Source organism: Escherichia sp. E4385 (assembly GCF_963883145.1).
GTDB lineage: Bacteria > Pseudomonadota > Gammaproteobacteria > Enterobacterales > Enterobacteriaceae > Escherichia.
Genome location: NZ_CAWOOJ010000008.1, coordinates 107,408 through 130,305, shown reverse-complemented (window position 1 = coordinate 130,305; position 22,898 = coordinate 107,408). Strand labels below are relative to the sequence as shown.

The 22,898-nt window shown below is 52.4% G+C and carries 27 protein-coding genes; 17 read left to right on the top strand and 10 right to left on the bottom strand.

Features of this window, described 5'->3' with window-relative positions; genetic code table 11:
• The first annotated feature begins 259 nt into the window (after positions 1-259).
• The 8 genes from AACS80_RS08005 (at position 260) to AACS80_RS07970 (ending at position 6,304) form a co-directional block, all read left to right on the top strand.
• Positions 260-1,414: an AgaS family sugar isomerase gene (locus AACS80_RS08005; protein WP_135410496.1), complete on the top strand. Its 1,155-nt coding sequence runs from the start codon at positions 260-262 to the stop codon at positions 1,412-1,414.
• A gap of 12 nt (positions 1,415-1,426) precedes the next feature.
• Complete coding sequence (gene kbaY / locus AACS80_RS08000; protein WP_097332324.1) at positions 1,427-2,287, top strand: tagatose-bisphosphate aldolase subunit KbaY; 861 nt, start codon at positions 1,427-1,429, stop codon at positions 2,285-2,287.
• A 166-nt stretch (positions 2,288-2,453) separates the two neighbouring features.
• Positions 2,454-2,930, top strand: coding sequence for a PTS galactosamine transporter subunit IIB (gene agaB, locus AACS80_RS07995; protein WP_130219231.1), 477 nt, complete (start codon positions 2,454-2,456; stop codon positions 2,928-2,930).
• 38 nt (positions 2,931-2,968) lie between these two features.
• On the top strand, positions 2,969-3,772 hold the full coding sequence (agaC, locus tag AACS80_RS07990; RefSeq protein WP_130204632.1) for a PTS galactosamine transporter subunit IIC: 804 nt from the start codon (positions 2,969-2,971) through the stop codon (positions 3,770-3,772).
• A complete protein-coding gene (agaD, locus tag AACS80_RS07985; protein ID WP_130204630.1) occupies positions 3,762-4,553 on the top strand; it encodes a PTS galactosamine transporter subunit IID in 792 nt (263 codons plus the stop codon). The genes agaC and agaD overlap by 11 nt, the downstream gene beginning before the upstream one ends.
• Before the next feature lie 174 nt (positions 4,554-4,727).
• Positions 4,728-5,495: a galactosamine-6-phosphate isomerase gene (locus AACS80_RS07980; protein WP_130204654.1), complete on the top strand. Its 768-nt coding sequence runs from the start codon at positions 4,728-4,730 to the stop codon at positions 5,493-5,495.
• A 36-nt stretch (positions 5,496-5,531) separates the two neighbouring features.
• Positions 5,532-5,999 (top strand): type II toxin-antitoxin system RelE/ParE family toxin, encoded by a 468-nt coding sequence (locus tag AACS80_RS07975; RefSeq protein ID WP_240730941.1) that lies wholly within the window; start codon positions 5,532-5,534, stop codon positions 5,997-5,999.
• Between the two features lie 2 nt (positions 6,000-6,001).
• Positions 6,002-6,304 (top strand): helix-turn-helix domain-containing protein, encoded by a 303-nt coding sequence (locus AACS80_RS07970; RefSeq protein ID WP_135410497.1) that lies wholly within the window; start codon positions 6,002-6,004, stop codon positions 6,302-6,304.
• Positions 6,305-6,346: 42 nt separating this feature from the next.
• On the opposite strand, the gene rsmI is transcribed toward AACS80_RS07970, so the two are convergent.
• Positions 6,347-7,210, bottom strand: coding sequence for a 16S rRNA (cytidine(1402)-2'-O)-methyltransferase (gene rsmI, locus AACS80_RS07965; protein WP_130204628.1), 864 nt, complete (start codon positions 7,208-7,210; stop codon positions 6,347-6,349).
• A gap of 64 nt (positions 7,211-7,274) precedes the next feature.
• On the opposite strand from rsmI, the gene lpoA reads away from it, so the two are divergent.
• From lpoA to dolP, 4 genes are read left to right on the top strand one after another with little or no spacing between them, the layout of a single operon-like run.
• Positions 7,275-9,311 (top strand): penicillin-binding protein activator LpoA, encoded by a 2,037-nt coding sequence (gene lpoA / locus AACS80_RS07960; RefSeq protein WP_135410498.1) that lies wholly within the window; start codon positions 7,275-7,277, stop codon positions 9,309-9,311.
• Positions 9,269-9,664, top strand: a complete 396-nt coding sequence (locus AACS80_RS07955) for a YraN family protein (protein WP_130204624.1) — start codon at positions 9,269-9,271, stop codon at positions 9,662-9,664. The genes lpoA and AACS80_RS07955 overlap by 43 nt, the downstream gene beginning before the upstream one ends.
• A 19-nt stretch (positions 9,665-9,683) precedes the next feature.
• Entirely contained in the window at positions 9,684-10,274 is a 591-nt protein-coding gene (diaA, locus tag AACS80_RS07950) for a DnaA initiator-associating protein DiaA (protein WP_001158034.1), read from the top strand.
• Between the two features lie 9 nt (positions 10,275-10,283).
• A complete protein-coding gene (gene dolP, locus AACS80_RS07945) occupies positions 10,284-10,859 on the top strand; it encodes a division/outer membrane stress-associated lipid-binding lipoprotein (RefSeq protein ID WP_000646037.1) in 576 nt (191 codons plus the stop codon).
• Between the two features lie 102 nt (positions 10,860-10,961).
• On the opposite strand, the gene AACS80_RS07940 is transcribed toward dolP, so the two are convergent.
• Positions 10,962-12,002 carry a permease gene (locus AACS80_RS07940; RefSeq protein ID WP_135410499.1) on the bottom strand — a complete coding sequence of 347 codons (1,041 nt, stop codon included), beginning with the start codon at positions 12,000-12,002 and terminating at the stop codon, positions 10,962-10,964.
• A gap of 72 nt (positions 12,003-12,074) precedes the next feature.
• Complete coding sequence (locus AACS80_RS07935) at positions 12,075-12,710, bottom strand: NAD(P)H-binding protein (protein ID WP_135410500.1); 636 nt, start codon at positions 12,708-12,710, stop codon at positions 12,075-12,077.
• A 127-nt stretch (positions 12,711-12,837) separates the two neighbouring features.
• On the opposite strand from AACS80_RS07935, the gene yhbO reads away from it, so the two are divergent.
• Positions 12,838-13,356 (top strand): protein/nucleic acid deglycase, encoded by a 519-nt coding sequence (gene yhbO / locus AACS80_RS07930; RefSeq protein WP_053286264.1) that lies wholly within the window; start codon positions 12,838-12,840, stop codon positions 13,354-13,356.
• On the opposite strand, the gene AACS80_RS07925 is transcribed toward yhbO, so the two are convergent.
• Positions 13,336-13,779 (bottom strand): YhbP family protein, encoded by a 444-nt coding sequence (locus AACS80_RS07925; protein ID WP_001613905.1) that lies wholly within the window; start codon positions 13,777-13,779, stop codon positions 13,336-13,338. The two genes, yhbO and AACS80_RS07925, sit on opposite strands and share 21 nt — an antisense overlap.
• A gap of 50 nt (positions 13,780-13,829) precedes the next feature.
• Here AACS80_RS07925 and yhbQ point away from each other — a divergent pair, with 50 nt between their 5' ends.
• On the top strand, positions 13,830-14,132 hold the full coding sequence (gene yhbQ / locus AACS80_RS07920) for a DNA damage response exodeoxyribonuclease YhbQ (protein ID WP_130204616.1): 303 nt from the start codon (positions 13,830-13,832) through the stop codon (positions 14,130-14,132).
• On the opposite strand, the gene AACS80_RS07915 is transcribed toward yhbQ, so the two are convergent.
• Entirely contained in the window at positions 14,119-14,622 is a 504-nt protein-coding gene (locus tag AACS80_RS07915) for a GNAT family N-acetyltransferase (RefSeq protein WP_000908553.1), read from the bottom strand. The genes yhbQ and AACS80_RS07915 overlap by 14 nt on opposite strands.
• Complete coding sequence (gene ubiT, locus AACS80_RS07910) at positions 14,616-15,140, bottom strand: ubiquinone anaerobic biosynthesis accessory factor UbiT (protein ID WP_046081285.1); 525 nt, start codon at positions 15,138-15,140, stop codon at positions 14,616-14,618. Before ubiT ends, AACS80_RS07915 begins: the two co-directional genes overlap by 7 nt.
• A 208-nt stretch (positions 15,141-15,348) precedes the next feature.
• Between ubiT and ubiU the strand changes: the two genes are divergently transcribed.
• The 3 genes from ubiU (at position 15,349) to AACS80_RS07895 (ending at position 18,319) form a co-directional block, all read left to right on the top strand.
• Positions 15,349-16,344 carry a ubiquinone anaerobic biosynthesis protein UbiU gene (gene ubiU, locus AACS80_RS07905; protein ID WP_059270998.1) on the top strand — a complete coding sequence of 332 codons (996 nt, stop codon included), beginning with the start codon at positions 15,349-15,351 and terminating at the stop codon, positions 16,342-16,344.
• An 8-nt stretch (positions 16,345-16,352) separates the two neighbouring features.
• Positions 16,353-17,231, top strand: coding sequence for a U32 family peptidase (locus AACS80_RS07900; RefSeq protein WP_135410501.1), 879 nt, complete (start codon positions 16,353-16,355; stop codon positions 17,229-17,231).
• An 80-nt stretch (positions 17,232-17,311) separates the two neighbouring features.
• Entirely contained in the window at positions 17,312-18,319 is a 1,008-nt protein-coding gene (locus AACS80_RS07895) for a luciferase-like monooxygenase (RefSeq protein ID WP_000130380.1), read from the top strand.
• Positions 18,320-18,436: 117 nt separating this feature from the next.
• Here the strand turns inward: AACS80_RS07895 and mtr are convergent, their stop codons facing one another.
• From mtr to nlpI, 4 genes are all read right to left on the bottom strand, one after another.
• A complete protein-coding gene (gene mtr / locus AACS80_RS07890) occupies positions 18,437-19,681 on the bottom strand; it encodes a tryptophan permease (protein WP_130204608.1) in 1,245 nt (414 codons plus the stop codon).
• 153 nt (positions 19,682-19,834) lie between these two features.
• On the bottom strand, positions 19,835-21,736 hold the full coding sequence (deaD, locus tag AACS80_RS07885; RefSeq protein ID WP_130204606.1) for an ATP-dependent RNA helicase DeaD: 1,902 nt from the start codon (positions 21,734-21,736) through the stop codon (positions 19,835-19,837).
• Positions 21,729-21,809, bottom strand: coding sequence for a protein YrbN (yrbN, locus tag AACS80_RS07880; RefSeq protein ID WP_010723222.1), 81 nt, complete (start codon positions 21,807-21,809; stop codon positions 21,729-21,731). Before yrbN ends, deaD begins: the two co-directional genes overlap by 8 nt.
• A gap of 106 nt (positions 21,810-21,915) precedes the next feature.
• On the bottom strand, positions 21,916-22,800 hold the full coding sequence (gene nlpI, locus AACS80_RS07875) for a lipoprotein NlpI (RefSeq protein WP_000802080.1): 885 nt from the start codon (positions 22,798-22,800) through the stop codon (positions 21,916-21,918).
• Positions 22,801-22,898 lie beyond the last annotated feature (98 nt).

Below are 22,898 nucleotides of genomic sequence, written 5' to 3'. Positions count from 1 at the left end.
TAACGCGTCTTATCCGACCTACGGCGGTGATTGCCAGGCCGAATAAGGCGTTGACGCCGCATGCGGAAATCCCTTTTGCTTCCCTTGTCTTTTCTTTCAACGATCACAGATTTCGTTTTATTTCCTTTTTCTCCATTGAACTTTCAGTTTCTTTTCTATAGATTTTAATCAACGAAAGAAATCACCAAGTGAAATGAAACGAAAGGCAAGCGAAAGCTACCACGCCGGAAGTCAAGTTCATCAGACTAAGGATTGAGTTATGTCAGAAAATTACACCCCTGCTGCCGCGACCACCGGTACATGGACCGAAGAAGAGATCCGTCATCAGCCTCGCGCATGGATCCGTTCCCTCACCAACATCGACGCGTTACGTTCCGCGCTCAATAGCTTCCTTGAACCGCTACTGCGCAAAGAGAATCTGCGGATCATCCTGACCGGAGCCGGAACCTCGGCATTTATCGGTGACATCATCGCGCCGTGGCTTGCCAGCCATACCGGCAAAAACTTCAGCGCCGTACCAACCACCGATCTGGTCACCAATCCAATGGACTACCTGAATCCAGCCCATCCGCTGCTGTTGATCTCCTTCGGGCGTTCCGGCAACAGCCCGGAAAGCGTTGCCGCCGTGGAACTGGCGAATCAGTTTGTACCCGAGTGCTATCACCTGCCGATCACCTGCAACGAAGCGGGCGATCTTTACCAAAACGCGATCAACAGCGACAACGCGTTTGCCCTGCTGATGCCCGCAGAAACACACGATCGCGGCTTTGCGATGACCAGCAGCATTACCACCATGATGGCCAGCTGCCTCGCGGTTTTCGCACCTGAGACGATCAACAGCCAGAGCTTCCGCGATGTGGCGGATCGTTGCCAGGCGATCCTGACCTCACTGGGCGATTTCAGTGAAGGTGTGTTTGGTTACGCACCGTGGAAACGGATCGTTTATCTCGGCAGCGGTGGCTTACAGGGCGCAGCACGCGAGTCGGCGCTGAAAGTACTGGAACTAACGGCGGGTAAGCTGGCGGCCTTTTATGATTCCCCGACCGGATTCCGTCATGGCCCGAAATCGCTGGTCAATAACGAAACGCTGGTGGTGGTATTTATCTCCAGCCACCCTTACACCCGTCAGTATGATCTTGATCTGCTGGCAGAACTCCGCCGTGACAACCAGGCAATGCGCGTAATCGCCATCGCCGCGGAAAGTAACGACGTTATCGCCGCTGGCCCGCATATCATCCTGCCGCCATCCCGTCACTTTATCGACGTTGAACAGGCATTTTGCTTCCTGATGTACGCCCAGACGTTTGCACTCATGCAGTCGTTGCACATGGGCAATACGCCGGATACCCCATCCGCCAGTGGCACCGTAAACCGCGTGGTGCAAGGCGTAATCATTCATCCGTGGCAGGCATAAGAGGATCGCATTATGAGCATTATCTCCACCAAATATCTGTTACAGGACGCCCAGGCCAATGGCTACGCGGTGCCAGCCTTTAACATTCATAACGCCGAGACGATCCAGGCGATCCTCGAAGTATGTAGCGAAATGCGATCGCCAGTGATCCTCGCCGGGACGCCGGGGACCTTTAAACATATTGCGCTAGAAGAGATTTACGCTCTGTGTAGCGCCTATTCCACAACCTACAACATGCCGCTGGCGCTGCATCTCGACCACCACGAATCACTCGATGATATTCGCCGAAAAGTCCACGCAGGCGTACGCAGTGCGATGATCGACGGCAGCCACTTCCCGTTTGCCGAGAACGTGAAGCTGGTGAAATCAGTGGTCGATTTCTGTCACTCGCAGGATTGCAGCGTGGAGGCAGAACTGGGCCGTCTGGGCGGTGTTGAAGATGATATGAGCGTTGACGCCGAAAGTGCATTCCTGACCGATCCACAAGAAGCTAAACGCTTTATCGAACTGACTGGCGTCGACAGCCTGGCGGTAGCGATTGGTACGGCGCACGGCTTATACAGCAAAACGCCGAAGATTGATTTCCAGCGGCTGGCGGAAATTCGTGAAGTGGTGGATGTTCCTCTGGTGCTGCATGGTGCCAGCGATGTCCCGGATGAATTTGTCCGCCGCACTATTGAGCTTGGTGTAACAAAAGTGAACGTTGCCACGGAATTAAAAATTGCCTTCGCAGGTGCGGTAAAAGCCTGGTTTGCGGAAAATCCGCAGGGTAATGATCCTCGTTATTATATGCGCGTCGGTATGGATGCGATGAAAGAAGTTGTCAGAAATAAAATTAATGTCTGTGGTTCAGCGAATCGAATTTCCGCGTAATCATTAATTTTATACGATTTTTCAGAATGCACTGCCCGATTAATATCGGGGAGTGCCTTAATGGTAAAGGAGATAACTAAACCTTAATAAATACATCAGTACAATATCGCAACAATAATATATTTAAAAAGATTATATTATTCAACTTTATGGTGAGGATTACACAATGAGCAGTCCAAATATTCTCTTAACCCGTATTGATAACCGTCTGGTTCATGGCCAGGTTGGCGTGACCTGGACATCCACTATCGGTGCGAATCTGCTGGTGGTCGTGGATGATGTCGTCGCTAACGATGATATTCAACAGAAATTGATGGGGATTACCGCAGAAACCTACGGCTTTGGCATTCGTTTCTTTACTATCGAAAAAACCATTAATGTTATCGGAAAAGCTGCGCCGCATCAGAAGATCTTCCTGATTTGCCGTACGCCACAAACGGTACGTAAATTGGTAGAAGGTGGTATTGACCTGAAAGATGTCAACGTCGGTAATATGCATTTCTCGGAAGGGAAAAAGCAAATCAGCAGTAAAGTGTATGTCGATTCTCAAGATCTCACGGACTTACATTTTATTAAACAACGCGGCGTAAATGTTTTTATCCAGGACGTCCCCGGCGATCAAAAAGAACAAATTCCTGACTAAATTTAAAATCGCCTTAATATTGGTTTGAGGTAATAAAAATGCATGAAATAACCCTAATTCAGGGGCTATCCCTGGCGGCGTTAGTTTTCGTTCTGGGGATTGATTTTTGGCTGGAAGCCTTATTTTTATTCCGCCCGATAATCGTTTGTACCCTCACTGGCGCTATTCTCGGTGATATTCAGACTGGCTTAATTACCGGTGGTCTGACAGAGCTGGCTTTCGCCGGATTAACCCCTGCCGGGGGTGTTCAGCCGCCCAACCCGATTATGGCGGGTCTGATGACCACTGTCATTGCATGGTCTACGGGCGTTGATGCCAAAACGGCAATTGGTCTTGGCCTGCCGTTTAGTTTGTTAATGCAGTACGTCATTCTGTTCTTCTATTCGGCATTCTCATTATTTATGACCAAAGCCGATAAATGCGCGAAAGAGGCGGATACAGCAGCGTTTTCCCGACTTAACTGGACAACAATGCTGATTGTCGCTTTAGCGTATGCGGTGATTGCTTTCCTCTGTACTTACCTGGCGCAGGGCGCGATGCAGGCGCTGGTGAAGGCGATGCCCGCCTGGCTGACCCACGGCTTTGAAGTGGCTGGCGGCATTCTACCTGCCGTTGGTTTTGGTCTGCTGCTGCGCGTGATGTTCAAAGCGCAATATATCCCTTACCTGATCGCTGGTTTCCTGTTTGTTTGCTACATCCAGGTCAGCAACCTGTTGCCGGTTGCCGTGCTGGGCGCAGGCTTTGCGGTGTATGAGTTTTTCAATGCGAAATCCCGGCAGCAAGCGCAACCGCAGCCCGTTGCCAGTAAAAATGAAGAAGAGGACTACAGCAATGGGATCTGAAATCAGTAAAAAAGATATCACCCGTCTGGGCTTTCGTTCGTCGCTGCTGCAAGCAAGCTTTAACTACGAAAGGATGCAGGCGGGCGGTTTTACTTGGGCGATGTTGCCGATCCTGAAAAAGATTTATAAGGACGACAAACCGGGCTTAAGCGCGGCGATGAAAGATAATCTCGAATTTATTAATACCCATCCGAATCTGGTCGGATTCCTGATGGGATTGTTAATTTCGATGGAAGAGAAAGGGGAAAACCGCGACACCATTAAAGGCCTCAAAGTGGCGCTGTTTGGCCCAATCGCCGGGATTGGCGATGCGATTTTCTGGTTCACTTTGTTGCCGATTATGGCGGGAATTTGCTCATCATTTGCCAGCCAGGGAAACCTGCTGGGGCCGATTCTGTTCTTCGCCGTGTACCTGATTATCTTTTTCCTCCGCGTCGGCTGGACCCACGTTGGTTATTCGGTCGGCGTAAAGGCTATCGATAAAGTTAGAGAAAACTCGCAGATGATCGCCCGTTCGGCAACCATCCTCGGGATCACGGTAATCGGCGGGCTGATCGCTTCATATGTGCATATTAACGTGGTGACGTCGTTTGCTATCGACAGTACCCACAGCGTCGCCCTGCAACAGGATTTCTTCGATAAAGTCTTCCCGAATATTTTGCCGATGGCTTATACCCTGCTGATGTATTACTTCCTGCGGGTGAAAAAAGCGCATCCGGTGCTGTTAATCGGCGTGACTTTTGTGCTTTCCATCGTTTGTTCCGCCTTCGGCATTTTATAAATAAAACGAGGCACTGCGTCTGGCGGTGCCTCAGATTGTTAACAAAGATCGCTTTGTTCATGCCGGATGCGGCGTTACCGCCTTATCCGGCCTACAAAATCATGCAAATTCAATATATTGCAGAAACGATGTAGGCCTGATAAGCGTAGCGCATCAGGCAATTTTGCGTTTGCCATCGGTTTGAGCATCGCACCTGACGGAGCCTCTTTACTTAAGGAATTTCATCCTGTGCAAATCCTTCAGCAAGTTGAAAACTATACGGCGTTAAGTGAACGCGCCAGCGAATATTTATTGGGTGTGATTCGTAGTAAACCGAACGCCGTGATCTGCCTGGCGACCGGAGCCACGCCATTACTGACGTATTATTATCTGGTGGAGAAAATCCACCAGCAGCATGTTGATGTCAGCCAGCTGACCTTCGTCAAGCTCGACGAATGGGTGGATCTGCCATTAACCCTGCCCGGCACCTGCGAAACCTTCCTTCAGCAACATATCGTACAGCCGCTGGGGCTACGTGAAGACCAGTTCATCAGCTTTCGCTCTGAAGATATTAACGAGACGGAGTGTGAGCGGGTAACGAACCTGATTGCGCTCAAAGGTGGTATCGATTTGTGCGTACTTGGACTGGGGAAAAACGGTCATCTGGGGCTGAACGAGCCGGGAGAAAGCCTGCAACCGGCCTGCCATATCAGCCAACTTGATGCCAGAACGCAGCAACATGAAATGTTAATAACCGCGGGTCGCCCCGTAACCCGGGGGATCACCTTAGGACTGAAGGATATTCTCAATGCCCGCGAAGTTTTGCTACTGGTGACTGGCGAAGGAAAGCAGGATGCAACAGCGCGTTTTCTCACGGCTAAAGTCTCCACCGCTATCCCGGCTTCGTTTTTATGGCTGCATAACCATTTCACATGCGTGATTGATGAGATGTGTCGTCGTTAACATTCTCTTTTGCCCGGCAAAATAAGAAAAGTGCTCATGAGTTTTGAGCACTTCGTTCCGGTTCAGTATGAACGTCCTCCGTTATTATACCATCACAATGTAAACCTAAAGGTTGACAAAAAGATGGTGAAAAATCAGACTAACAAAAAACGTGATAAAAATTTTCCAGTCATGCTGTTAAGTGTGGCCAGAAAGGAATTGTTTGATCTTAGTGCAATCGATCGAGCGGAATTCATTGCTGCTATTGACGATTTCGAAGAGTTAGGTCCCTGCTCTTCCCTGGTGAATACCGAAAAAGTTCAAGGGGATATGTATGAAATTAAAACACATAGTCAGAGCCATTGGTTAAGGGGTTTTTATTTTCACTTTCATCAAGGGCTATGGGTCATCACACATATCTTTGCTAAAAAAACGAACAAAACGCCTAAAGCCAACATCGAGTTAGGTTTAGCACGTTATAAGGCCTTACTTTCGACAAACAAAGCAAGCCTCCAGGAGAAATAGAAATGAAGAAAAATAACGAGTTACATCACTGGGAAGACGTGAAAACAGAATTACTTAAGGACGAAGCAACCGCTAATGCTCTTGATGTTGTTGTACAACGCAAAGCGGTTCTTTCCCAACTCGTGGAAAAACGCAAAGCCCTCAATCTGAGCCAAACCGCCGTAGCGAAGCAACTTGGTGTTACCCGACAAGCGGTGAGTAAATTTGAAAAAGGAGAAAGTTCACCAACATTAGATGTTGTTTTTAGCTATGCAAATGCTATCGGCATCAATCTGTTCGACTCACTAAAAAGACTGATTGTTTAGCAAGTGGCCCCTGGGTTCTTCAAACGGGGCCACGGAGAGATATCACTCCCCTTGCTGCTCCAGCGCGTACTTATACAGCGCGTTTTTCTTCACGCCGTGAATTTCTGCTGCCAGCGCCGCCGCTTTTTTCAGCGGAAGCTCGGCCTGTAACAGCGCCAGCGTGCGCAGTGCATCGGCGGGTAAGTCGTCTTCCTGCGCCTTATGGCCTTCGACAATCAGCACCATTTCGCCTTTGCGGCGGTTTTCATCTTCCTTTACCCACGCCAGCAGCTCGCCAACGGGCGCGCCGTGAATGGTTTCCCAGGTTTTGGTTAGCTCACGTGCCAGCACCACGTAGCGCGATTCGCCCAATACCGCAACGATATCTTCCAGGCTATCTAACAGACGGTGGGTCGATTCATAAAAAATCAGCGTACGTGGTTCCGCTTCAATGGCTTTCAACGCATCGCGACGGCCTTTTGATTTGGCAGGCAGGAAGCCTTCATAACAAAAACGATCGGATGGTAAACCCGCGGCGCTTAACGCAGTGATGGCAGCACACGGCCCCGGTAGTGGCACTATGCGAATCCCCGCTTCACGGCAGGTTCGCACCAGATGGTAGCCCGGGTCGTTTATCAGCGGCGTCCCGGCATCGGAAACCAGCGCAATGTTTTGCCCCTCTTGCAGCTTCGCCAGCAGCGTTTCGGCTTTTTGTTGTTCATTATGGTCATGAAGCGCGAACAACCGGGCGTTTATCCCAAAATGTTGCAGCAGTAAACCGGTATGACGGGTATCCTCGGCAGCAATCAGATCAACGGCCTGCAATACCTCAAGCGCACGCTGGGTAATGTCCGCCAGATTACCGATTGGCGTAGGTACAATATAGAGCTGGCCTTGAGAATTATCCGCCGATTGGTGTTGTTTCATTGTGTCGTCCGTATTGCCGATTTAATATTGAGCATTGCGTAAAAAAAATATCACTGGATACATTATGGTACCCTCAACATTTTCTCGTTTGAAAGCCGCGCGTTGTCTGCCTGTTGTTCTGGCAGCCCTAATTTTCGCCGGTTGTGGCACCCATACCCCCGATCAGTCCACTGCCTACATGCAGGGGACGGCGCAGGCCGATTCTGCCTTTTATCTACAGCAGATACAGCAAAGCTCTGATGATACCAGGATCAACTGGCAATTACTCGCCATTCGTGCACTGGTGAAAGAAGGCAAAACCGGGCAAGCGGTGGAGTTGTTTAACCAACTACCGCAAGAACTAAACGATACCCAGCGTCGCGAGAAAACGCTGCTGGCGGTAGAAATCAAGCTGGCGCAAAAAGATTTTACTGGCGCACAGACCTTGTTGGCAAAAATCACGCCAACCGATTTAGAACAAAATCAGCAGGCGCGCTACTGGCAGGCGAAAATCGATGCCAGCCAGGGACGTCCTTCCATTGAATTACTGCGTGCGTTAGTCGCCCAAGAACCTCTGCTCGGCGCGAAGGAAAAGCAACAGAATATTGACGCTACCTGGCAAGCGCTATCGTCCATGACCCAACAGCAGGCGAATACGCTGGTGATTAACGCCGACGAAAATATCCTGCAAGGCTGGCTGGATCTGCAACGCGTCTGGTTTGATAACCGTAACGATCCCAACATGATGAAAGCCGGGATCGCCGACTGGCAAAAACGTTATCCGAACAACCCGGGCGCGAAAATGCTGCCAACACAGTTGGTAAACGTAAAAGCTTTCAAACCAGCGTCAACCAATAAAATCGCCCTGCTGCTGCCGTTGAATGGTCAGGCTGCGGTATTTGGTCGCACAATTCAACAAGGCTTTGAAGCGGCGAAAAACATTGGCACTCAGCCAGTGACCGCCCAGGTAGCTACCGCGCCTGCCGCTGACGTGGCAGAACAACCCCAGCCACAAACCGTGGATGGCGTTGCCAGCCCGGCACAAGCCTCGGTTAGCGATCTAACGGGTGAAGAAACCGCAGCGCAGCCGGTGCCTGTAAGCGCCCCTGCGGCAAGTACTGCGGCGGTAAGCACGCCAGCGAATCCAGCCGCAGAACTGAAAATCTACGATACCTCTTCACAACCGCTTAGCCAGATCTTAAGCCAGGTTCAGCAAGACGGCGCGAGCATTGTGGTCGGTCCGCTGCTGAAAAATAATGTTGAGGAGTTGCTGAAGAGCAACACTCCACTGAACGTTCTGGCGCTGAATCAGCCGGAAAATATCGAAAACCGCGCTAATATCTGTTACTTCGCGCTATCGCCGGAAGATGAAGCACGCGATGCGGCACGTCATATTCGTGACCAGGGGAAACAGGCGCCGCTGGTGCTGATCCCGCGCAGTTCGCTTGGCGACCGCGTAGCAAACGCCTTCGCGCAAGAGTGGCAGAAATTGGGTGGCGGTACCGTTCTGCAACAAAAATTTGGTTCCATCAGCGAATTACGCGCGGGCGTGAATGGCGGCTCCGGCATCGCTTTAACGGGTAGCCCGATTACCCCCAGAGCGACAACTGATTCAGGCATGACCACAAACAATCCGACGCTGCAAACCACACCAACCGATGACCAGTTCACTAATAACGGTGGTCGTGTCGACGCGGTCTATATTGTGGCAACGCCGGGCGAAATCGCTTTCGTCAAACCGATGATCGCCATGCGTAACGGCAGCCATAGCGGCGCAACGCTGTACGCCAGTTCCCGCAGCGCACAAGGCTCCGCTGGCCCTGATTTCCGACTTGAGATGGAAGGATTACAGTACAGCGAGATCCCGATGCTGGCAGGCGGTAATCTGCCGTTAATGCAGCAGGCGCTCAGCGCGGTGAATAACGATTATTCGCTGGCTCGCATGTATGCAATGGGTGTTGATGCATGGTCGCTGGCAAATCATTTCTCACAAATGCGCCAGGTTCAGGGTTTTGAAATCAACGGTAATACCGGAGGTCTGACGGCTAACCCGGATTGCGTGATTAACAGGAAGTTATCATGGCTACAGTACCAACAAGGTCAGGTAGTCCCCGCCAGTTAACCACTAAACAGACCGGCGATGCGTGGGAAGTACAAGCACGTCGCTGGCTGGAAGGCAAAGGACTGCGGTTTATCGCCGCTAACGTGAACGAGCGTGGCGGCGAGATCGATCTGATAATGCGTGAAGGCCAGACCACCGTTTTTGTCGAAGTGCGCTACCGCCGCTCTGCCCTATACGGCGGCGCGGTAGCCAGTGTGACCCGCAGCAAACAACACAAATTATTACAGACTGCCCGCTTGTGGCTCGCGCGTCATAATGGGAGTTTTGATACTGTGGATTGCCGGTTCGATGTGGTAGCCTTCACCGGGAATGAGGTTGAGTGGATTAAGGATGCCTTTAATGACCACTCATAATTAAGGTTTAAGGATTAGCGTGCAAGAAAGAATTAAAGCTTGCTTCACTGAAAGCATTCAAACTCAAATTGCGGCGGCAGAGGCGCTTCCGGATGCCATCTCCCGTGCAGCCATGACGCTGGTTCAGTCTCTGCTCAATGGCAACAAAATCCTCTGTTGTGGTAATGGAACCTCCGCTGCCAACGCACAGCATTTTGCTGCCAGCATGATCAACCGTTTCGAAACGGAGCGGCCCAGCCTACCTGCCATTGCACTAAATACTGATAATGTTGTCTTAACGGCGATTGCCAACGATCGCTTACATGATGAAGTGTATGCAAAACAAGTACGGGCGCTGGGTCATGCGGGAGATGTATTGTTAGCCATTTCTACTCGCGGTAACAGTCGCGATATCGTTAAAGCTGTTGAAGCCGCCGTTACGCGTGATATGACCATTGTGGCATTAACCGGCTATGACGGCGGTGAACTTGCAGGTTTGTTAGGGCCACAGGATGTGGAGATCCGCATTCCTTCGCATCGTAGTGCTCGCATTCAGGAAATGCATATGCTGACGGTAAATTGCCTGTGCGATCTGATCGATAACACGCTTTTCCCTCACCAGGATGATTAAGGAGAATACATGAAGGCATTATCGCCAATCGCAGTCCTTATTTCCGCGCTGCTGTTGCAAGGTTGTGTTGCCGCTGCCGTAGTGGGTACCGCTGCTGTGGGTACCAAAGCCGCAACTGACCCACGCAGTGTCGGTACCCAGGTGGACGATGGTACTCTGGAAGTGCGCGTGAACAGCGCATTGTCGAAAGACGAACAGATTAAGAAAGAAGCGCGCATTAATGTAACGGCCTATCAGGGCAAAGTGCTGCTGGTTGGGCAGTCACCAAACTCTGAACTTTCGGCTCGCGCCAAACAAATTGCTATGGGCGTAGATGGCGCGAATGAAGTGTATAACGAGATTCGTCAGGGCCAGCCGATTGGTCTGGGCGAAGCATCTAACGATACGTGGATCACCACCAAAGTGCGTTCGCAGCTGTTAACCAGCGATCTGGTGAAATCGTCCAACGTGAAAGTGACCACCGAAAATGGTGAAGTGTTCCTGATGGGGCTGGTGACTGAACGTGAAGCGAAAGCAGCGGCAGATATTGCCAGCCGGGTGAGCGGCGTGAAGCGTGTAACCACAGCGTTTACGTTTATTAAATAGCAGCCCCTTGTAATGCCTGATGCGACGCTTGCCGCGTCTTATCAGGCCTACAACGACACAAAACGTAGGCCGGATAAGGCGCTCGCGCCGCATCCGGCATATTTAGAACAACAGCGCCAGCCCGCCGACAATCACTCCAGACACTGCCACCATCGCCCCCGTCAGCCATAAGGCTTTTGCCGGGAACGCTTTACGCAGCATAATCAGCGACGGCAAACTCACTGCCGGGAGCGTCATCAACAATGCCAGCGCCGGAGCAGTTCCCATACCTGCCAGCATCATCGTTTGCACAATTGGAATTTCTGCCGCCGTCGGAATGACAAACAAGCATCCTGCTACCGCCATCGCCACCACCCATATCAGGCTGTTATCGACCGCACCATCGGCATGGGGGAATAACCAGACACGAGCGGTCCCCAACACCAGTACGGCAAGGATATAAACCGGGATCGTGCTCCAGAAAAGCGTCCATAGCGCCCTGCCCCAGCGGCTAAAAAACCCGCCCTGCGATTCCGGTATGTCAATTTCGACCGGTGCCTGCGTTTGCGGTGTTTCACGCACCCATTTTTGCACCAGCGTCGCAATCAGCAACACCATCACCAGCCCCGCCACCAGACGAATCGCGGCAAAGCCCCAGCCGAGGACAAATCCCATAAACACCAGCGTCGCCGGGTTTAACAACGGATTCCCCATCCAGAATGCCAGCGCACCGCCCATCGACACCTGTTGGCGACGCATTCCCGCCGTGACCGGAGCCGCACAGCAGGTACACATCATACCCGGCAGCGAAAACAGCGTTCCCAGCAGCGTGCCGCGAAAGCGCGATTGCCCAAGCGTGTGCAGCAGCCAGTCACGCGGGATCAGCACCTGAATCAACGAGCCGAGAAGCACCCCCAGCACCGCCGCTTTCCATACCGCGAGGAAATAGATCATCGCGTAATCCAACGCCGCTTGCCACGGATTAGCATCCGCCTGCGCAAGGATAGATTTACCGATACTGTGGGTTTCAGCGGCAGTAAAGGCTTTGCCGTAGTAAGGTTGCCATTTCACATACCAGAGACCGGCAATGACAACGAGAAAGAAAAGCGCGGGTTTCCACCACTGAATGGGCGTTGCCGCCTGAGATGAAGACTGACCAGTCATAGCATTCCCCAGGAATAAGTTATGATAATTGAGCGCGTGAATATTACGCTCACCATCAATTCTTGGGAATAATTATTCAGCTCTTTTGCGTAATTCTGAAGAGCTTAAAATGGTCACACCTTCATGCTCTGGCCGCATCGCCTCTGCCAGCATGACCCGCGCCACGTCTCTCGCATCAATGGATTTCCAGTTACCGGGTAACAAACGGAACAGCGGCGCAAAAAGCGTTTCGTTCATCCGCTGTTTGCTACGATCGCCCAGCAACATCGACGGGCGAGCGATGGTTAGTTTCGGCCAGTTCTGGGCGATTAATGCTTCTTCCATCTCCCCTTTGACGCGGTTATAGAAAAACGGCGAGTGGGCATTGGCACCCATAGCACTAACCACCAGCATATGCTGAGCGCCCAGTCGCCGCCCGGTTAATGCGGTGTCCACAACCAGCGTGTAATCGGCATGAATAAACGCCTCTTTGCTCCCCGCTTCCCGCCGCGTGGTGCCGAGACAACAAAACACAATGTCGATGGGATCGGTGACCTGCGCCAGCGCGTCGGTCAGTTGCTGGTCATGGGGATTAAACACCCCTGGCATATCGCCCAACGGGCGTCGCGTCGGCGCGGCTATGGCGTTAACTTTCGGTTCATTAATCAACATCCGCAGCAGGTGACCGCCCACCAGCCCCGTTGCGCCTGTAATCAGTACCTGACTCATCTTCGCTCCTTTACAGAATTGTCCGCCTTGCGCTCCCTGGTACATGCACCAGGCTTAATAGTCTACGAGGTAATTATCCCCGATCGTGAGAAATTCGCCTCATCCAATGCAACAACGCGGAGGAAACATGAGTAAGAAGATTGCCGTTTTAATCACTGATGAATTTGAGGATTCAGAATTCACTTCACCCGCAGACGAGTTCCGTAAAGCCGGACACGAAGTGATTACCATTGAAAAACAAGCGGGTAAAACGGTGAAAGGCAAAAAAGGAGAAGCAAGCGTGACCATCGATAAATCCATCGATGAAGTGACGCCAGCGGAGTTTGATGCCCTTCTGCTACCGGGCGGCCATTCACCGGATTATCTGCGTGGCGACAACCGTTTTGTCACCTTTACCCGAGATTTTGTGAATAGCGGCAAACCAGTTTTCGCCATCTGTCACGGCCCACAGCTGCTGATCAGCGCCGATGTGATTCGGGGACGCAAACTGACCGCGGTTAAACCGATCATTATTGATGTTAAAAACGCGGGCGCGGAATTTTACGATCAGGAAGTCGTGGTTGATAAAGATCAGCTGGTTACCAGCCGGACGCCGGAAGATCTGCCAGCGTTTAACCGCGAGGCGTTACGCCTGCTCGGTGCCTGAGCCGCGTAGCCAAATCATTTTTTTACCAAAGCCCAGCGTGTTGTCGGTGAATTTGATTTCATCAAGCCGGATTTCCCACACCGGTGCCGACAACATTCTGGCAACCGGAAAGCGACGATTGTATGCCTGGCGCGCAAGGTCGCTTTCCTCACCTTCCAGTCTGCGGATCTCGCCTTTAAACTGCACGCCACGGATTAACGCTACCGTTTTCGGCTGCCCGTTTACCGTTCCGGCAACCGCCGCCTGCGGCCCGCTCATCTGCGCGTGGCGCGTTTTTTCTTCCGTCAAAATGTAGAAGGCAACTTTCTGCGCATCAAAAAGATAAAAGGCATTAGCGCACCAGAGTTCCCCTTCCTGCTGCACACACCAGGTGACAACATGTTGTTTTGCCAGCCAACGGCTGATGGCGGTGAGTGTTTCCATTGCTGTTCTCTTTTATACTGTGGGCCAGACCTTAACATGTGACGCAGACGATGACACCCTGGTTTCTTTACTTGATCCGTACCGCCGACAATAAGCTTTATACCGGGATCACCACGGATGTCGAACGCCGCTATCAGCAACATCAGAGCGGCAAAGGGGCGAAAGCACTGCGTGGGAAAGGTGAACTGACGCTGGCGTTTTCCGCGCCAGTGGGCGACCGTTCGCTGGCACTACGGGCGGAATATCGCGTTAAGCAACTGACCAAACGGCAAAAAGAGCGTCTGGTAGCGGAAGGCGCAGGGTTTGCAGAGCTATTAAGGAGTCTGCAAACCCCGGAGATTAAAAGCGATTGAAGTGATCGTGATACTCAACCAGCCCGGTTACGCCGTTCAGCGCGTCATCCGCTAAACGATGTACCTGGAAGGCGCTTTCAGTGCCCGGCCAGCGACAACGCAAATCGTGATGCGCAGCCAGCTCAAAGCCGAAACGACTGTACAGCGCAGGATCGCCCAGCGTCACCACTGCGGCATAGCCGAACTCATTAAGCGAATCGAGTCCTTCATAGACCAGTTGGCGTGCCAGCCCCTGTCCACGGTATTTTTCATCAACCGCCAACGGAGCCATGCCGACCCATTGCAGGTCTTCGCCCTGCACATCAACCGGACTGAATGCCACATAGCCAATGACCTGACCTTCGTCATCTGTCGCCACCAGGCCCAGCGTCAGAAAGCCATCTTCACGCAGATCGTGAACCAGCTTCGCTTCCGCATCGCTTTCGAATGAACGACGCAGCAGGGCATCAATACCCGGCGCATCAATGGGAATTTCTACTCGAATTAGCATGGTTCACCTACCGATGTCTGTTTGGTTTCAGGCGCGGTTTTCATTCCCGCCTCAACAAAATCCGCCAGTTGCAGCAGCATCATACGTAAGGCTTTCGGCATCTGCTCCAGTTCAATGGCGTCCATCAGGTTTTTCACATACAGCCCCAGCTCCGTATCGCCTTCAATCATCAGCCGACGTTGGAAGAAGAGCGTGTCTGGATCTTGTTTACGCGCCGCAATCATCAGCAGATCGCTGGCGTCGGCACTAAAACTCACATCAGCTTGCGCGTTCTGGCTGACAACCAGTTTGCCATTCACCACCGAGGTAAACCATTGCAGGTCAATATCACGCACATGAATACTTAACCAGCGGCCTTCAAGAAACTCCAGCTCGCCGTCGTCCAGCGCCTGACGGAATTGCCAGCTTAAGACCTGCTCAAGAACCTGGCGTTTAAGCGCAAATGGCGTCAGTTTTACCGGTACACTCAACAGAGATGGCCCCAAATGCACAATGCGGGAACGCAGTTTATCCAACACGAGTTTTACTCCCTGCTTCAACAATCATCCTATTTTGCCATATTGGAAAAATAACATGGCGGTATAAATCAACAATTCCATATGAAATTGCTGCTACCACCAATACAACTTTAACTGCCTTAAATCAAAAATTGTCGCAGCAGGGTTAACTAAAATCCCAGTTCGTTAACATTTTTGCGCTTTGACTGCGCAACCTTCAGGAAAAATTATGGAGCTGCTCTGCCCTGCCGGAAATCTCCCGGCGCTTAAGGCGGCCATCGAAAACGGCGCAGATGCTGTTTATATCGGGCTAAAAGATGATACTAATGCCCGTCACTTCGCCGGCCTTAACTTTACCGAGAAAAAATTGCAGGAAGCGGTGAGTTTTGTTCATCAACATCACCGCAAACTTCACATCGCAATTAACACTTTTGCGCATCCGGACGGTTACGCCCGTTGGCAGCGTGCCGTGGATATGGCGGCGCAGCTGGGTGCCGACGCGCTGATCCTCGCCGACCTCGCCATGCTGGAGTACGCCGCCGAGCGTTACCCTCATATTGAGCGTCATGTGTCAGTGCAGGCTTCGGCAACCAATGAAGAGGCGATTAACTTCTATCATCGCCATTTTGACGTTGCCCGCGTGGTGCTACCGCGCGTGTTGTCGATTCATCAGGTGAAACAACTGGCGCGGGTTACTCCTGTACCGCTGGAAGTGTTCGCTTTCGGCAGCCTGTGCATTATGTCGGAAGGGCGTTGCTATCTGTCGTCGTATCTGACGGGTGAGTCGCCCAACACTGTGGGTGCGTGTTCTCCGGCCCGTTTCGTGCGCTGGCAACAAACGCCGCAGGGGCTGGAATCCCGCCTGAACGAAGTGCTGATTGACCGTTATCAGGACGGCGAAAACGCAGGTTATCCGACGCTGTGTAAAGGGCGTTATCTGGTGGACGGCGAGCGCTATCACGCGCTGGAAGAACCAACCAGTCTCAATACCCTGGAACTGCTGCCGGAGTTAATGGCAGCGAATATTGCTTCGGTGAAAATTGAAGGCCGCCAGCGTAGCCCGGCGTATGTCAGCCAGGTGGCGAAAGTCTGGCGTCAGGCTATCGACCGTTGTAAGGCCGATCCGCAAAACTTCGTACCGCAAAGCGCGTGGATGGAGACGCTCGGGTCGATGTCCGAAGGCACGCAGACCACCCTTGGCGCGTATCACCGTAAATGGCAGTGAGAAAAGCAATGAAATATTCCTTAGGGCCGGTGCTGTGGTACTGGCCAAAAGAGACGCTGGAAGAATTTTATCAGCAGGCCGCAGCCAGCAGCGCCGACGTGATTTATCTTGGTGAAGCGGTATGCAGCAAGCGCCGGGCAACCAAAGTTGGCGACTGGCTGGAGATGGCAAAATCGCTCGCCGGAAGTGGCAAGCAGATTGTGCTCTCCACGCTGGCGCTTGTGCAGGCATCCTCCGAACTGGGCGAACTGAAACGCTATGTTGAGAACGGTGAGTTTCTGATTGAAGCCAGCGATCTCGGCGTGGTGAATATGTGCGCTGAGCGCAAACTGCCGTTCGTCGCCGGGCATGCGCTGAACTGCTACAACGCGGTGACGCTGAAAATATTGCTTAAACAGGGCATGATGCGCTGGTGTATGCCGGTGGAACTTTCCCGCGACTGGCTGGTGAATCTGCTTAATCAGTGCGATGAACTGGGCATTCGCAACCAGTTTGAAGTGGAAGTCTTGAGCTACGGTCATCTGCCACTGGCCTACTCCGCCCGCTGCTTTACCGCGCGTTCGGAAGACCGCCCGAAAGATGAGTGTGAAACCTGCTGCATTAAGTATCCCAACGGGCGCAACGTGCTATCGCAGGAAAACCAACAAGTGTTTGTGCTCAACGGCATTCAGACCATGAGCGGCTACGTTTACAACCTCGGTAACGAGCTGGCATCCATGCAGGGATTGGTTGATGTGGTCCGCCTGTCACCGCAGGGTACTGACACTTTCGCGATGCTCGACGCCTTCCGCGCTAATGAAAATGGCGCTGCGGCACTACCGTTGACGGCAAACAGCGACTGTAACGGCTACTGGCGGCGGCTGGCTGGGCTGGAGCTGCAAGCGTAAGTATATAGCTCACTTTGTTAACAACTTTAACTACTCTTTAATGCAGTATTAAAGATTAATCGGTAACAAAGTGAGCTGTTATGACTGATAAAACCATTGCGTTTTCGCTACTCGATCTGGCCCCCATTCCCGAAGGTTCTTCAGCACGAGAAGCGTTCTCCCACTCTCTCGACCTCGCCCGTCTGGCTGAAAAGCGCGGCTATCATCGCTACTGGCTGGCTGAACACCACAATATGACCGGCATTGCCAGTGCTGCAACGTCGGTATTGATTGGCTATCTGGCGGCGAATACCACCACGCTGCATCTGGGTTCCGGCGGCGTGATGTTGCCTAACCACTCACCGTTGGTCATTGCCGAACAGTTCGGCACGCTTAATACACTCTATCCGGGGCGAATCGATTTGGGGCTGGGTCGTGCACCGGGTAGCGATCAACGAACCATGATGGCGCTACGTCGTCATATGAGCGGCGATATTGATAATTTCCCCCGCGATGTCGCAGAACTGGTGGACTGGTTTGACGCCCGCGATCCCAATCCGCATGTGCGCCCAGTACCGGGCTATGGCGAGAAAATCCCGGTGTGGTTGCTAGGCTCCAGCCTTTACAGTGCACAACTGGCAGCGCAGCTTGGTCTGCCGTTCGCGTTTGCCTCACACTTCGCGCCGGATATGCTGTTCCAGGCGCTGCATCTTTATCGCAGCAACTTCAAACCATCGGCACGGCTGGAAAAACCGTACGCGATGGTGTGCATCAATATTATCGCTGCCGACAGCAACCGCGATGCCGAATTCCTGTTTACCTCGATGCAGCAAGCCTTTGTGAAGCTGCGCCGCGGCGAAACCGGGCAACTGCCGCCACCGATTCAAAATATGGATCAGTTCTGGTCGCCATCCGAGCAGTATGGCGTGCAGCAGGCACTGAGTATGTCGTTGGTAGGTGATAAAGCGAAAGTGCGTCATGGCTTGCAGTCGATCCTGCGCGAAACCGACGCTGATGAGATTATGGTTAACGGGCAGATTTTCGACCACCAGGCGCGGCTGCATTCGTTTGAGCTGGCGATGGATGTGAAGGAAGAGTTGTTGGGATAGTGTGTTTTAACGCGGGAAGCCTTATCCGAGCTGGCAACGCTGTCCTACGTAGGCCTGATAAGCGAAGCACATCAGGCATTGTGTAGGCAGCAGACATGTCGGATAAGGCACCGCTGATTACTGATACACCGGCAGCAAATTAAAGCTCGATAAAATATGGATCAATGCGTTACCAACGCCAAACACCAGAATCAGCACAATCATCGGTTTGCCGCCCCAGACGCGGAATTTCGGGCTGCCAAAGCGTTTACGTGATGCGCGGGCCAGCAACGCCGGAACTATTGCCGCCCAGATGGTAGCCGCTAAACCGGCATAACCAATGGCGTACAGGAATCCGTTCGGGAACAGCAGACCACCAACGACAGGCGGGGCAAAGGTCAGCAATGCTGTTTTCAAACGGCCCATAGCCGAGTCGTCGAAACCAAACAGATCTGCCAGATAGTCAAACAAACCCAGCGTTACGCCAAGGAACGAACTCGCTACCGCAAAGTTTGAGAACACGACCAGCAGAAGGTCCAGGCTACGGCTGTTCAGCACGCCGCTTAATGCCTGTACCAGCACATCAATATTGCCGCCCTTCTCGGCGATGCCGATAAACTCCGGACGAGGGATGTTACCCATCGTCGCCAGCAACCAGATGGTATACAGCGCCAGCGCCATCAGCGTACCGTACACCAGGCATTTCACGATGGTTTTCGGATCTTTGCCGTAATACTTCATCAGGCTCGGCACGTTACCGTGATAACCAAACGACGCCAGGCAGAACGGCAGGGTCATCAGCAAATACGGCGCATAAGACGCATTGCTTTCGGCGACGTTGAACAATGTCGCAGGCTGTACATGCCCCAGCAGACTGCCGAAGGTGAGGAAGAAGGTAATGACTTTCGCCCCCAGCACAATCGCCGTCATCCGGCTGACCGCTTTGGTGCTCAACCACACCACAAACGCCACCAACAGTGCAAAACCAAAACCCGCCGCGCGTGCCGGGACGTTCAGCGACATCTCCGCGAAGGTGTGATGCAGAATCGAACCACTGGCAGAAATATAGGCATAGGTCAGGATATAGAGCACAAAGGCAATGGAAATGCCGTTGACCACGTTCCAGCCTTTGCCCAGCAAATCTTTGGTGATGGTGTCAAAACTCGAACCGATCCGGTAATTCAGGTTAGCTTCCAGAATCATCAATCCGGAATGCAGCATGCAGAACCAAGTGAAGATCAGCGCCGCCATTGACCAGAAGAACCACGCACCGGACATGACCACTGGCAGAGAAAACATCCCTGCGCCAATAATGGTGCCGCCGATAATCACCACGCCGCCAAGCAGCGACGGTGACGTTTGGGTGGTGGTTAGTGTTGCCATGTGGGCTTCTCTCCAGTGAAAAATAGTGCGACTGCGTTGTTATGCATTGTACTGTACCAGTACACGAGTACAAAAGACAGAAAAAAAGCCCCGATTGTTAAAATCGGGGCTGTATATATTATTTTACAGATTGTGTTCGCTGTTCAGCGATGATTACGCATCACCACCGAAACGACGGCGACCGGTAGAGTCATCACGACGCGGTGCGCGGCCTTCACGACGTTCGCCGCTAAAACGACGACCATCACCACGACCACCTTCACGGCGTTCACCGCTGAAGTTACGACCGCCTTCACGACCACCTTCACGACGCTCGCCACTGAAACCACGACCACCGCCACGACGCTCACCACCAGTATGCGGCTGTGCATCGCCCAGTAACTGCATGTTCATCGGCTTGTTGAGAATGCGAGTGCGCGTAAAGTGTTGCAGCACTTCACCCGGCATACCTTTCGGCAGTTCGATGGTGGAGTGAGAAGCAAACAGCTTGATGTTACCGATGTAACGGCTGCTGATGTCGCCTTCGTTAGCAATCGCGCCAACGATATGACGAACTTCAACACCATCATCACGGCCCACTTCAATGCGGTACAGCTGCATATCGCCAACGTCACGACGTTCACGACGCGGACGATCTTCACGGTCGCCACGCGGGCCACGGTCGTTACGATCGCGCGGACCACGATCATCACGGTCACGGAATTCACGTTTCGGACGCATCGGCGCATCTGGCGGAACAATCAGAGTACGTTCACCCTGTGCCATTTTCAGCAGTGCGGCTGCCAGAGTTTCGAGATCCAGCTCTTCACCTTCTGCAGTCGGCTGAATTTTGCTCAGCAGTGCGCGGTATTGATCCAGATCGCTGCTTTCCAGCTGCTGCTGTACTTTAGCGGCGAATTTTTCCAGACGGCGTTTGCCCAGCAGTTCTGCGTTCGGCAGTTCTACTTCCGGAATAGTCAGCTTCATAGTACGTTCAATGTTGCGCAGCAGACGACGCTCGCGGTTCTCAACGAACAGCAGCGCGCGGCCAGCACGACCCGCACGACCGGTACGACCGATACGGTGAACGTAAGACTCAGAATCCATCGGGATATCGTAGTTAACCACCAGGCTGATACGCTCAACGTCCAGGCCACGGGCCGCAACGTCGGTCGCAATCAGGATGTCCAGACGACCATCTTTCAGGCGTTCCAGTGTCTGCTCACGCAGCGCTTGGTTCATGTCACCGTTCAGCGCGGCGCTGTTGTAGCCGTTACGCTCAAGAGCTTCAGCCACTTCCAGAGTCGCGTTTTTGGTACGAACGAAGATAATCGCCGCATCAAAATCTTCCGCTTCCAGGAAACGTACCAGTGCTTCGTTTTTACGCATGCCCCAGACAGTCCAGTAGCTCTGGCTGATGTCAGGACGGGTCGTTACGCTGGACTGAATGCGCACTTCCTGCGGCTCTTTCATAAAGCGGCGGGTAATGCGACGAATCGCTTCCGGCATGGTTGCAGAGAACAGAGCGGTCTGATGACCTTCCGGGATCTGCGCCATAATGGTTTCAACGTCTTCGATGAAGCCCATGCGCAGCATTTCGTCAGCTTCATCCAGAACCAGACCGCTCAGTTTAGAGAGGTCCAGAGTGCCACGTTTCAGGTGGTCCAGCAGACGGCCCGGAGTACCGACAACGATCTGCGGCCCCTGACGCAGGGCGCGTAATTGCACGTCATAACGCTGGCCGCCGTACAGGGCAACCACGTTTACGCCGCGCATGTGTTTAGAGAAATCCGTCATTGCTTCAGCAACCTGTACCGCCAGTTCGCGGGTCGGTGCCAGCACCAGAATCTGTGGTGCTTTCAGCTCAGGATCAAGATTCTGCAGCAGAGGTAAAGAGAATGCTGCAGTTTTTCCGCTCCCCGTCTGGGCCATACCCAGAACGTCGCGGCCATTCAGCAGATGTGGAATACACTCTGCCTGAATTGGAGATGGTTTTTCGTAACCCAGATCGTTAAGGGCTTCAAGGATAGGAGCCTTCAGGCCCAGATCTGCAAAAGTGGTTTCGAATTCAGCCATGTAGTACGTGTGCCTCAAAATTAATGGCGGCCAGTCTACATAACTCATCATGAAATTGATCAGCAATTTTCATTGAAAAGTGTGAACCGGCTCAAAGTAGGTGTATTAACGAACAACAACGCCCTCACCCGTTAAGGTGATGGCAATCAAATAAGATTACGGGCTGATGTGTACGTCAGCTATTGCTGGTCCGATTCTGCCAGGTCATCTTGGTCCTGGCCCAGGAGCGATAATTCCAACAATGCGTATCGGTGCTCAACAAAGTTATGAACGTTGTTGGCAACCGCCAGTTTGAACAGTGCCGTGGCGCTGTCCAAATCCCCCAGACTTAGGTAGTACTTACCTAAATAGAAGTTGGTTTCACTGAGATGCTCAGCGAGCGAGGTGTTATCCGTTGCGTCCGCCTTGAGCCTTTCCATTAACGTTTGTTCGCTAATGTTGCCCAGGTAGAACTCGACAATGTTCCATCCCCACTGTTCCTTGTCCGATTTTTCGAAGTGCTGTTTCAACACTTCTTTAGCCTGCTTCTCATCGAGCTTCTGCTCGGCGAGATAAAGCCACAGACTACGGAAAGGATCATTGGGATCGTCTTGATAAAACGCCAGCAGATCATCTTGCGCTAACTTGTCACGACCGCCGTAATATAATGCGATCCCGCGATTCAAGTGCGCGTAGTTGTAAGTTGGATCAAGCTCAAGTACAGAATCAAACGCTTCATAGGCAGCATCAAAATTGCCTGCCTGCGTTAAATATATGCCTAAGTAATTGAATACTTCAGGCATATCCGGTCGGATTGCCAGCGCTTGCGAAAAATCGTTACGCGCTAATGCCCTCAGACCGAGACTATCATACAACACTCCGCGCTCATATAAAAGCTGTGCGCGTTCGTCATCGGTTAAAGCCCGACTGGCAAGGATTTGTTCCATACGTGCCAGAATCACTTCCTGCTGTAAAGTCGGTTGCAATGGTACCGCGAGGACTTCACTTTTACGCCAGGAAGTATTACTGCATCCTGCAAGCGTAAGTGCTGTCGCAACGAAACACCAGCGCAAAAAAGGCTTCATTTCCCACTCCCGAAGACCACGGTTGAATGAACGTCCTGTTCCCGGTTGCTAACAAGGCGTCCTGCCCGGTTAAAAGCCCCCCGCCGCAGCGGAGGGCA

Excerpts from the sequence above, each read along its gene's own strand:
- AACS80_RS08005 (WP_135410496.1), top strand. The coding sequence starts at position 260 with ATGTCAGAAAATTACACCCCTGCTGCCGCGACCACCGGTACATGGACC.
- kbaY (WP_097332324.1), top strand. The coding sequence starts at position 1,427 with ATGAGCATTATCTCCACCAAATATCTGTTACAGGACGCCCAGGCCAAT.
- agaB (WP_130219231.1), top strand. The coding sequence starts at position 2,454 with ATGAGCAGTCCAAATATTCTCTTAACCCGTATTGATAACCGTCTGGTT.
- agaC (WP_130204632.1), top strand. The coding sequence starts at position 2,969 with ATGCATGAAATAACCCTAATTCAGGGGCTATCCCTGGCGGCGTTAGTT.
- agaD (WP_130204630.1), top strand. The coding sequence starts at position 3,762 with ATGGGATCTGAAATCAGTAAAAAAGATATCACCCGTCTGGGCTTTCGT.
- AACS80_RS07975 (WP_240730941.1), top strand. The coding sequence starts at position 5,532 with ATGAGTTTTGAGCACTTCGTTCCGGTTCAGTATGAACGTCCTCCGTTA.
- AACS80_RS07970 (WP_135410497.1), top strand. The coding sequence starts at position 6,002 with ATGAAGAAAAATAACGAGTTACATCACTGGGAAGACGTGAAAACAGAA.
- rsmI (WP_130204628.1), bottom strand. The coding sequence starts at position 7,210 with ATGAAACAACACCAATCGGCGGATAATTCTCAAGGCCAGCTCTATATT.
- lpoA (WP_135410498.1), top strand. The coding sequence starts at position 7,275 with ATGGTACCCTCAACATTTTCTCGTTTGAAAGCCGCGCGTTGTCTGCCT.
- AACS80_RS07955 (WP_130204624.1), top strand. The coding sequence starts at position 9,269 with ATGGCTACAGTACCAACAAGGTCAGGTAGTCCCCGCCAGTTAACCACT.
- dolP (WP_000646037.1), top strand. The coding sequence starts at position 10,284 with ATGAAGGCATTATCGCCAATCGCAGTCCTTATTTCCGCGCTGCTGTTG.
- AACS80_RS07940 (WP_135410499.1), bottom strand. The coding sequence starts at position 12,002 with ATGACTGGTCAGTCTTCATCTCAGGCGGCAACGCCCATTCAGTGGTGG.
- AACS80_RS07935 (WP_135410500.1), bottom strand. The coding sequence starts at position 12,710 with ATGAGTCAGGTACTGATTACAGGCGCAACGGGGCTGGTGGGCGGTCAC.
- yhbO (WP_053286264.1), top strand. The coding sequence starts at position 12,838 with ATGAGTAAGAAGATTGCCGTTTTAATCACTGATGAATTTGAGGATTCA.
- AACS80_RS07925 (WP_001613905.1), bottom strand. The coding sequence starts at position 13,779 with ATGGAAACACTCACCGCCATCAGCCGTTGGCTGGCAAAACAACATGTT.
- yhbQ (WP_130204616.1), top strand. The coding sequence starts at position 13,830 with ATGACACCCTGGTTTCTTTACTTGATCCGTACCGCCGACAATAAGCTT.
- AACS80_RS07915 (WP_000908553.1), bottom strand. The coding sequence starts at position 14,622 with ATGCTAATTCGAGTAGAAATTCCCATTGATGCGCCGGGTATTGATGCC.
- ubiU (WP_059270998.1), top strand. The coding sequence starts at position 15,349 with ATGGAGCTGCTCTGCCCTGCCGGAAATCTCCCGGCGCTTAAGGCGGCC.
- AACS80_RS07900 (WP_135410501.1), top strand. The coding sequence starts at position 16,353 with ATGAAATATTCCTTAGGGCCGGTGCTGTGGTACTGGCCAAAAGAGACG.
- AACS80_RS07895 (WP_000130380.1), top strand. The coding sequence starts at position 17,312 with ATGACTGATAAAACCATTGCGTTTTCGCTACTCGATCTGGCCCCCATT.
- mtr (WP_130204608.1), bottom strand. The coding sequence starts at position 19,681 with ATGGCAACACTAACCACCACCCAAACGTCACCGTCGCTGCTTGGCGGC.
- deaD (WP_130204606.1), bottom strand. The coding sequence starts at position 21,736 with ATGGCTGAATTCGAAACCACTTTTGCAGATCTGGGCCTGAAGGCTCCT.
- yrbN (WP_010723222.1), bottom strand. The coding sequence starts at position 21,809 with ATGAAAATTGCTGATCAATTTCATGATGAGTTATGTAGACTGGCCGCC.
- nlpI (WP_000802080.1), bottom strand. The coding sequence starts at position 22,800 with ATGAAGCCTTTTTTGCGCTGGTGTTTCGTTGCGACAGCACTTACGCTT.